This is a genomic window from Janthinobacterium sp. FW305-129 (assembly GCF_020858115.1).
Lineage (GTDB): Bacteria > Pseudomonadota > Gammaproteobacteria > Burkholderiales > Burkholderiaceae_D > Janthinobacterium.
The window spans coordinates 72,417-81,659 of record NZ_JACYMM010000009.1 but is presented as its reverse complement, the minus strand read 5'-3'; the positions used below and the strand labels follow the sequence as shown (position 1 = coordinate 81,659).

Sequence of the window (9,243 nt, the reverse complement as noted above, 5' to 3'; positions counted from 1 at the left end):
GACGGGCGCGCAAGTGAACTTTGGCGACGACCGCCTGCAGGGCGACGCCTTGAGCGTGAGCGGCAATGCCGCGTTTGGTAACAAGAATGCGGGTGCCGGCAAGGCTGTCACGGTGACGAACGTGGCGCTGGGCGGCGATGACGCGGGCAACTATGTGCTGAGCAGCAATGCGGGCAGCACCACGGCCGACATCGGCGCACGCGCACTGAACCTGTCCGGCGTGGCGAGCAACAAAGTCTACGATGGCACGACGGGCGCGCAGCTGAGCCTGGGCGATGACCGTATCGGCGGCGACAGCTTGACGGCCTCCGCAGTGGCCAACTTTGCGGACAAGAACGTGGGCGCGGGCAAGGCAGTGCAACTGAGCGGCGTAGCGCTGACGGGCGCCGATGCAGGCAATTACTTTATCGTCTTGCCGACAGGTTTGCTGGCCAGTATCACGCCTGCCAGCCTGACCCTGGCGGGTTTGAGCGCTGCCGGCAAGGTGTATGACGGCACGATTTCCGCGACGGTCAGCGCGTCGGCGAACGGCGTGCTGGGCCAGGACATGGTCAGCGTGGTGGGCGGCAGCGGCAGTTTTGCCGACAAGAACGCGGGTGCGGGCAAGCTGGTAACGGCCAGCGGCTTCCGCCTGGCGGGCGCCGACGCGGGCAACTACACTTTGGAAACAACGGGCGGCACGACGCAGGCAACGATTGCGCAAAAGCAATTGTCGACCTGGATCGGCAGCGGCAACGGTTTGTGGAGCGATGCCGCCAACTGGGATGGCGGCGTGGTGCCGGAAGGCGCGAACGTGCTGGCAGTAGACTTTTCCCGCAGCAACGGCATCGTCACCTACAGCGCGGCGGCCGGCAGCACCATCCTGAAAAACCTGACTTCCGCGACGGGTTTGCTGTTGACGGGCGGCAGCCTGACCCTTGGAGACAGCGCGCTGGACCTCTCCGTGCTGAGCGGACTGGCCGGACTGGAAATCGACGGCGGCAGCTTGCTGCTGAACGGCAGCCTGTCGGCGGACCGCTACGCGCAAGGCGGCGGTGTGCTGAGTGGCAACGGTAACTTGCTCGTCGCGAACAGTTTTAATCAGACTGCCGGCGCCATCCGGCTGGCCGGCCAGCTGGCCATCACGCAGGCGGCTGGCAATTTGCGCTTCGCCAGCCTGGCGGCGAACGAAGTACGCTTGAGCGCCCTGAACGGCGCCATCGGCCAGGACGGTGCGCTGCTTGCCAGCAACCTGACTGCGCAGGCGCGCGACGGCATCGTGTTGAGTAATGCGGGCAATCAGGTAAGCAGTTTTACCGCCAGCAATAGTGCAGGGGGCGGCATTGCGCTGAACAATACCTCGGCGCCGGGCATCTTGACACTGGGAACACTGACCACTGGTGCGGGCAATATCGCCATCGACAACACGGGCGGCGTCATGGCCGGCAATATCGATGCGAATGGCGGCAATGTGAGCGTGCAGGCGCACAGCCCCGTCACCGTCAACGGCAAGATCGCGGGCAATGACATCGCGCTCGATGCCAGCACGGATGTGCTGCTGGGCGATGGCGCGCAGTTGCTGGCGGCACGCGACATCAGCCTGGCGGCGGGACGCGACATCAGTATCAAAGGCAACTCCCGCGTGGTCAGCGGCGGCAATTTTACCGCCAGCGCGCAAGGCAATGTGCGCTTTGCGGACACGGCAAGTTTCATTTTGCCGGTAGCGGCCAGCATGAGCGTGCTGGCAAGAACGGGCAGCATCACGGGCGACTCGGGTGTGCGCATCAACCGCCAGCGCAGCGGCGTGACCCTGCTGGCGCCGACCGGCACGGTAAATATGGCGGACGCCATCTTCCTGCCCGCCACGACCGTCGAGCAGCCCGTGATCGACGCCGCCACGAGCCTGGCCATCAATGACGCCTTGCGCATTATCAAGCAGGCCGACCATGCCAACGCCCCGCTCGCTTCCAAACTGCCAGCCAAGCCTGCTGACAAGGTGACGGATGACAAGGATGTTATCGATGCCACAGATAAACCGACAGGATACAAATACGATGATGCCGCTAAAAAAATGTACTGCAATTAAGGCCTTCTTGTGGCTGGCCCTGATGTACGTGGGCGCCCACGCCTGGGCCGGCCAGGTGGCCGGTACCGTCATGCAATTGAGCGGTCCGCTGATGGCGAAAAAGGCTGATGGCAAGGTGAAATTACTGGCCATCAGGTCCGAAGTCGAGCAGGGTGACACCTTGCTGACGGAAAAGGAGACCTATGCCTTGATCAAGCTGATCGACAATAGCGAAATCACCTTGAAACCGAATACCAGTTTCGTGATCGAGCAATTCAGCTACACGGCCGAGCAGCCCGATGGCGACCACGCCGTCTTCAGCCTGCTCAAGGGCGGCTTGCGTTCCGTCACGGGCTTGCTGGGCAAGCGCAACAAGGAGCGCTTCGAGATGAAGACGCCGGCCGCCACCATCGGCATTCGCGGCACGACTTTCATTGCCAGCTATGTGCCGCCGGCGCCACCTGGCGGGCCAGCACTGCCCAATGCACCGGCGCCCGTGGCGCTGCCACCCGGTTTGTATGTGCAGGTGCTCGATGGCCTGATTCATGTGACGAATCCAGCGGGTACAAGTAATTTTGCTGCCGGGCAATTTGGTTTTACGCCCAACTTCAGGCAGCCGCCCGCCCCCTTGCCCGTCAACCCCGGCATCCCATTCACGCCGCCGCCGGTCTTTTCATCGTCGTCACCGGGCCCAGGCAGCGCGGCAGGCGGCAGCAAGCCTGCCACCATCGACTGCGTGGTGCGCTAAGGTGTGCTGCAGGCTGAAATAGGGCTTGACCTTCCCATCATGGGATAGCAGATCCTGTACATATTAGTTAATCTTTCGTACAGGATCTGCCATGAACCAGAGTGCACTCGCTCCCGCCGCTTCCCCTCCCGCCGCCGCGCACGCGCAGGCGCTGGCCATCGAAGGCATGAGCTGCGCCTCCTGCGTGGGCCGCGTGGAAAAGGCCCTGGCCGCCGTGCCGGGCGTGACCCAGGCCAGCGTCAACCTGGCCACCGAAGTGGCCAAAATCAGTTCCGATACGCCGATTCCCCTGGCCACCTTGCAGGCGGCCGTGGAAAAGGCCGGCTACACGGTGGCGCAGCGCGAGATCGACCTCAATATCGCCGGCATGACGTGCGCCTCTTGCGTGGGCCGGGTGGAAAAAGCCTTGCTGAAAGTGCCGGGCGTGCTGCTTGCCAGCGTCAACCTGGCCACGGAAAGCGCGCGCATCAAGGTGACGGGCGCCGTGGAAGCGGGTACCCTGATCGCCGCCATCGACAAGGCCGGCTATGCCGCCACGGTGCCCGCCGCCAGCCAGGCCAGCGCGCCCATTGCCGCACCGAACCGCGACGGCCTGAAAGTGGCGTTCGCGGCCGTGCTGGCCTTCCCCCTGATGCTGCCCATGCTGCTGGAATGGGCCGGCATCCATCTGATGCTGCCCGGCGCTCTGCAATTCGTCCTGGCCACGCCCGTGCAGTTTTACTTTGGCGCGCGTTTCTACAAGGCGGGCTGGAAGGCGGCCCGTGCCGGCAGCGGCAACATGGACTTGCTGGTGGCACTGGGGACGAGCGCCGCGTATGGCTTGTCCGTCTATCAATGGCTGACGGCGGGCGAAATGCTGCCGCACCTGTACTTCGAGGCGTCGGCCGTCGTCATCACCTTGGTGTTGCTGGGCAAATGGCTGGAAAGCCGCGCCAAGCGCCAGACGGCCTCGGCCATCCGTGCGCTGCAGGTCTTGCGTCCGGAATCGGCGCGCGTGCGCCGCGACGGCGTCGAGATCGACTTGCCAGTGGAACAGGTGAAAGTGGGCGACCTGGTGGTCATCCGCCCCGGCGAGCGGGTGGCCGTCGATGGCGTGGTGGTGGAAGGCGCCAGCCAGGTCAACGAGTCGCTGATCACGGGTGAAAGCTTGCCAGTCGATAAGCATCCGGGCGACAAGGTGACGGGCGGCGCCATCAATGCCGATGGCTTGTTGCTGGTGCGCACGCAAGCCGTGGGTGGCGAGACGACCTTGTCGCGCATCATCCGCCTGGTGGAAGATGCGCAGGCGGCCAAGGCGCCGATTCAGCACCTGGTCGACAAGGTCAGCGCCATCTTCGTGCCCGTGGTGCTGGTGCTGGCGCTGCTGACCATGCTGGGCTGGTGGTTCGCGACCGGCGAACTGGAAAACGCCATCATCAATGCCGTGGCCGTGCTGGTCATTGCCTGCCCATGTGCGCTGGGCCTGGCCACGCCGACGGCCATCATGGCCGGTACGGGCGTGGCCGCCCGTTACGGCATTTTGATCAAGGATGCGGAAGCGCTGGAAGTGGCGCACGCCGTCAATACCGTCGTGTTCGACAAGACGGGCACCCTGACGGTAGGCAAGCCTGCGCTGGCGGCCCTGCATGCACACGGCATTGACGATGCCCGGCTGTTGCAGCTGGCGGCCAGCATCCAGCGTGGCAGCGAGCACAGCCTGGCTATGGCCGTGCTGGATGCGGCCAGCGCGCGCCACATTGAACCCTTGCCGGCCACGGCCTTGTCGGCCTTGCCGGGCCGCGGCCTGGCGGCAAATGTCGACGGCCTGGACCTGAAGCTGGGCAGCTCGCGGCTAATGCAGGAGTTGCACGTGGACATGACGCCGCTGGCGGCACAGGCGGTGTCGCTGGAAAACACGGGCAACACGATTTCGTGGCTGGCCTCGGGAACGGAACTGCTGGGCCTGTTCGCTTTCAGCGACCAGGTCAAGCCGAACGCGCAGGCGGCCATTGCCCATTTGCACAGCCTGGGCATCCGCACGGTGATGTTGACGGGGGACAATCAAGGCAGCGCGGACGCCGTCGGCAAGCTGCTGGGCATCGACACGGTGGCGGCGAAAATGTTGCCGGCCGATAAAACCGCTAAAATCACGGCACTGAAAGGCGAGGGCGCGAAAGTGGCCATGGTGGGCGACGGCATCAACGATGCGCCCGCGCTGGCCGCTGCCGACGTGGGCATCGCCATGTCGACGGGCACGGACGTGGCCATGCACGCGGCCGGCATCACGCTGATGCGCGGCGATCCGGCCCTGGTGGCGGACGCCATCGATATCTCGCGCCGCACCTACAGCAAGATACGGCAGAATCTGTTCTGGGCCTTCATTTATAACCTGATCGGCATTCCGCTGGCCGCCTTCGGTTTGCTCAACCCCATGGTGGCGGGCGCGGCGATGGCCTTCAGTTCCGTCAGCGTGATCAGCAATGCCCTGTTGCTGCGCCGCTGGAAAGCCCGCAGTCATGCAGGCAGCGCGCATACCAAGGAGTCATAGGATGAATATCGGTCAGGCAGCCAGTGAAACGGGCGTATCGGCAAAAATGATACGCTACTACGAGAGTATTGCCTTATTAAAACCCAGCGCGCGCAGCGACGCCGGCTACCGCATCTACACGCCGAACGACTTGCACGCCTTGCGCTTCATCAAGCGCGGGCGGGGGCTGGGGTTTTCGCTGGAACAGATCCGCGAGCTGCTGTCGCTGTGGCAAAACGACCAGCGCGCCAGCGCGGACGTGAAAGGCATCGCCCTGGCCCATGTCGCGGACCTGAACCAGCGCATCGCCGAACTGACGGAAATGCGCGACACCCTGGCCCATCTGGCGCAATCGTGCCACGGCGATGACAAGCCAGATTGCCCTATCCTGCAAAGCCTGGGGTTGGCCGGCGACACGGAAGCGAAGGCTTGCTGCCATTGAGGTAAATCAACGGAGGTGGGTATGGCTTACGAACTGTACTACTGGCCTACGATACAGGGGCGCGGCGAATTCATCCGCCTGGCCCTGGAAGAGGCGGGCGCCGACTACCGCGATATCGCCCGTTTGCCTGAACGCAAGGGCCATGGCGTTCCCGCCATGCTGGCCTGCCTCGATGGCGACGGCACGCCACGGGCCGCCTACGCGCCGCCCGTGTTGCGCGACGGCGACTTGCTGATCGGCCAGACCAGCAATATCCTGCTGTACCTGGGCCGGCGCCTGGGCCTGGCGCCGCGCGCGGAAAGCGGGCGTTTGTGGCTGAACCAGCTGCAACTGACGATGGCCGACTGGCTGACGGAAGTGCACGATACGCATCACCCGCTGTCGATGAATCAATATTATGAGGAACAGAAACAGGCGGCCCTGTTGCGCAGCGCGGATTTCCGTTCCACGCGCCTGCCAAAATTTCTCGATTATTTCACCCAGGTCCTGCTGAATAATCGCAGCCGGGGCCAGTATCTGGTGGGCGCGCGGCTCACGTACGGCGACCTGTCGCTGTTCCAGATGCTGGCCGGCTTGCGTTATGCGTTTCCGCAAGCCATGGCGCGCCTGGCACCCGAATATCCCTTCCTGTCCGAGTTGCACGATACGGTGGCGGCGCGGCCGAACATCGCCCGCTACCTGCGGTCGAAGCGCAGAATCGCCTTCAATGAGGAAGGCATCTTCCGCCATTACCCCGAACTGGACGGGTAAATGAAAACAGCCGGCGCAAAGGCCGGCTGTCTCGATACTGCTGTGGTTGTTATTGCGCGCTGGTAACGGGGTAGCCCGCTTCCACGATGGCGGCGCTGATGGCGCCCAAGTCGGCGGGAGATTCCACCGTGACACGCTTGCTGGCCAGGTCGATCTGCACCTGAGCTTGCGGATCGATGGCTTGCACCGCTTTCGTGACCGAGCCGACGCAATGGCCGCAGCTCATGTTTTCAACTTGTAACTGATACATGGCAAGCACTCCTTGAATGATTAAGTGCCTCCACTGTAATCCTTGCCCCGGTGGGAAGGTCAAGCGGAAGCGTTGTCGCGTATTAATGGAGAAGGAAATCGACGGCTTGCATGGGCGGCGGCACCTTGTCATCCTGCACGGATTCGCGCAAGCTGATGTCGATGGCGCGGCACATGGCCGACAGCGGCAGATCGTTGGCATCTTCGCCGAACGGCTCCTCGATCTCGTCGCCCAGGGCATCGAGGCCGAAGAAGGTGTAGGCGACGATGGCGACGACGAACGGCGTCATGAAACCGAGCGAGTCGACCAGGCCGAAGGGCAGCAGGAAACAGTACAGATAGGCCGTGCGGTGCAGCAGCAGCGAATACGAAAACGGAATCGGCGTGCTGCGGATGCGTTCGCACGAAGCGCCCGCCGCTACCATGGCCGAGATCGTGTTATCGATCTGTGCCGTGAGGATGCTGTCGATGCGGCCTTGCCCGACGCAGTCGGCCAGGTCGTGGCCCATCTGCAGCATCAGGTAGTCGGATGGATTCGATGCCTGGCAAGCCGCTTCCCATTCTGCCGGGCGCAGCAGCGGCTGCAAGTCGGCCGGTCCGCGCGTGTCGCGCAGCTGGTGGCGCAGCGCATGGCAAAAGGCAATGGTGCGGTAAATCATGCGCACGCGCACGTCTTCCAGGCCCAGCCTGGCGTGGGCCGGCGTGTCGCTGCGGATCATGGTCTGGCACTGGCGCGAGAAATTACGGCTACGCAAGACCAGTTCGCCCCACAGCTTGCGCGCTTCCCAGTAGCGGTCGTAGGCGGCCGTGTTGCGAAAGCCCAGGAAGATAGCCAGCGGCAAGCCGATCAGCGTAAACGGGATGGTGGTGAGGATGACCTTGTGGTCGAACAAGGTGCCGTGACACCAGGTGACGAGGGTGGCGATCAGGGTATTGACGATGAGCGTGGTGCGGATGCGCGGCAGAACGGAGCCGCGTACCACGAGGAACAGCCGTAGCGCCGAAGGACGCTCGCGCACGATCATGCTGGTCTCCCTGCCGGGTGCCGGACAAGCGGCGAAACGCTGGCCCGGCGAGTGATTAAAAATGGGGAAATGCGAAGTGGCAAGTGCCGGGAACAAAAAGCCCGCAGTGCGTGCGGGCTGAGCTGGGTGTGCATGGGAAGCAGTGTAGGGGAGACGGCATGAGTATAGGCCGCAGGCCCGCTTCCAGCCAATTCACAGTGGCGATAGGCGTTATTCATTTTATGAATGAATATTTCATTTGTAACTTAAATTCCCGTGTTCGCTGACGTTACTGCCTTTTTTTTCGTCTGGGCCAGTCGCAATCGAGCAAGTCGCATGGATCGCAGGAACAATGCTGGCAGTCCGGCGAGGGAATGTCGCAGTCGCAAAAGCCCGCCTGGGCCAGGTGCCTGCCGTGACGTCGCTGCTGCGGATGCAGTTCCCGATACTGGCGATGGCGCTCGCCGCACGCGCGCAAGCGCCATTGCAACAAGGGCAAGCCTGCGCGCAAGCCATGCCGCGCGATGACTTTGTAGCCATAGGCGGAGCAACTGTCGCGCCCCATCAGCACGCGGTAGGCGCAGCGAAAGCCTTTGCGGGGCGACAGGTAGCGCTGGTAGATACGGATGGCCCACAGGGCCAGGTGCTTGCCGCAGGTGTCGAGTGAGAAAATGCGATCTCCTTGGCCGGTCGCGTTCATTGGATTAGGGCAGTGTTGTCAGCATACGATAGGTATGAAAAAAATAACAGCGCCAGCGGCCTAGGCGCCCATGCTTTTCCAGCCATACCAGCCGAATGCCGCCAGCCACGCCAGCATGATCGCCAGTCCCGGCAGCAATAGCCATTTCGTCACGGTCTCTTCCCACGCCACGTAGGGCTGGCCGCCGCGTGCGATGGCCAGCAGCGCCTGTCCGCCGTTCAAGCCGGCAAACGGCAGCAGGTTGAACGCGCACAGCTTCAAGGAAAACAGGGCGAATACCAGCGCAAAGCCGTGCGTGCGAGCAAAGATTTCTCCGTCAGCCAGCAATTCCTGCGCCGTCGACGCTGGTGCCAGCGCACCGTCAATGATTTGCCCGAAGGCGGTGATAAAGCGCTCCCAGCCCGAGGCTCCCATGATGCCCAGCGACAAGGCCAGCAGTATCCCCACGCCGCTCAGGGGTAGCAGCACCTGCTTCCACAGCGGCTGGAAATTGTAGGCGTCAAGACAGGGATCGTCGTCATACAAGGTTTCCTCGCGCGTATCTTTCAGCACCAGATTGCCGGCCAGCGGCAGAAGCTTGATGTGGACTTTTCCTCTGGTCAGCAAGGTGGGACCGACGCCGTAGCGGATGCTGCGCACCGTGATGCCGAACAGCCTGGCGCAGGCTGCCATGACGGAAATGAGGATGAACATGAAGACAATGAAGCAGAGCAGCAACTGCAGGGCGGGATGCATGGGGCGGGTTGTCCAGGAAGAAAGGAGCGGTATTAGAACATGTCGCAGGAAAAAGTTGCGCACAT

General features: G+C 63.1%; 9 protein-coding genes. 5 read left to right on the top strand and 4 right to left on the bottom strand.

The window, feature by feature from the left end:
* From IGS61_RS18900 to IGS61_RS18880, 5 genes are all read left to right on the top strand, one after another.
* A partial coding sequence (locus tag IGS61_RS18900) for a YDG domain-containing protein (protein WP_230541089.1) occupies positions 1 to 2,065 on the top strand: 2,065 nt, incomplete at its 5' end.
* A 7-nt stretch (positions 2,066 to 2,072) separates the two neighbouring features.
* Positions 2,073 to 2,792: a FecR family protein gene (locus IGS61_RS18895; protein ID WP_230541088.1), complete on the top strand. Its 720-nt coding sequence runs from the start codon at positions 2,073 to 2,075 to the stop codon at positions 2,790 to 2,792.
* Between the two features lie 91 nt (positions 2,793 to 2,883).
* The gene (locus IGS61_RS18890) at positions 2,884 to 5,319 is read left to right on the top strand and encodes a heavy metal translocating P-type ATPase (protein ID WP_268993947.1); all 2,436 of its coding nucleotides are present in this window, start codon (positions 2,884 to 2,886) and stop codon (positions 5,317 to 5,319) included.
* A gap of 1 nt (position 5,320) precedes the next feature.
* Complete coding sequence (gene cueR, locus IGS61_RS18885) at positions 5,321 to 5,740, top strand: Cu(I)-responsive transcriptional regulator (RefSeq protein WP_230541087.1); 420 nt, start codon at positions 5,321 to 5,323, stop codon at positions 5,738 to 5,740.
* 21 nt (positions 5,741 to 5,761) lie between these two features.
* Positions 5,762 to 6,490 carry a glutathione S-transferase gene (locus IGS61_RS18880; RefSeq protein ID WP_230541086.1) on the top strand — a complete coding sequence of 243 codons (729 nt, stop codon included), beginning with the start codon at positions 5,762 to 5,764 and terminating at the stop codon, positions 6,488 to 6,490.
* A gap of 49 nt (positions 6,491 to 6,539) precedes the next feature.
* Here the strand turns inward: IGS61_RS18880 and IGS61_RS18875 are convergent, their stop codons facing one another.
* The 4 genes from IGS61_RS18875 to IGS61_RS18860 form a co-directional block, all read right to left on the bottom strand.
* Positions 6,540 to 6,740 (bottom strand): heavy-metal-associated domain-containing protein, encoded by a 201-nt coding sequence (locus IGS61_RS18875; RefSeq protein ID WP_230541085.1) that lies wholly within the window; start codon positions 6,738 to 6,740, stop codon positions 6,540 to 6,542.
* Positions 6,741 to 6,822: 82 nt separating this feature from the next.
* Positions 6,823 to 7,764 (bottom strand): bestrophin family protein, encoded by a 942-nt coding sequence (locus IGS61_RS18870; protein WP_230541084.1) that lies wholly within the window; start codon positions 7,762 to 7,764, stop codon positions 6,823 to 6,825.
* A gap of 268 nt (positions 7,765 to 8,032) precedes the next feature.
* Positions 8,033 to 8,443 carry a membrane protein insertion efficiency factor YidD gene (gene yidD, locus IGS61_RS18865; RefSeq protein WP_230541083.1) on the bottom strand — a complete coding sequence of 137 codons (411 nt, stop codon included), beginning with the start codon at positions 8,441 to 8,443 and terminating at the stop codon, positions 8,033 to 8,035.
* Between the two features lie 60 nt (positions 8,444 to 8,503).
* Positions 8,504 to 9,178: a site-2 protease family protein gene (locus IGS61_RS18860; protein WP_230541082.1), complete on the bottom strand. Its 675-nt coding sequence runs from the start codon at positions 9,176 to 9,178 to the stop codon at positions 8,504 to 8,506.
* Positions 9,179 to 9,243: the final 65 nt, after the last annotated feature.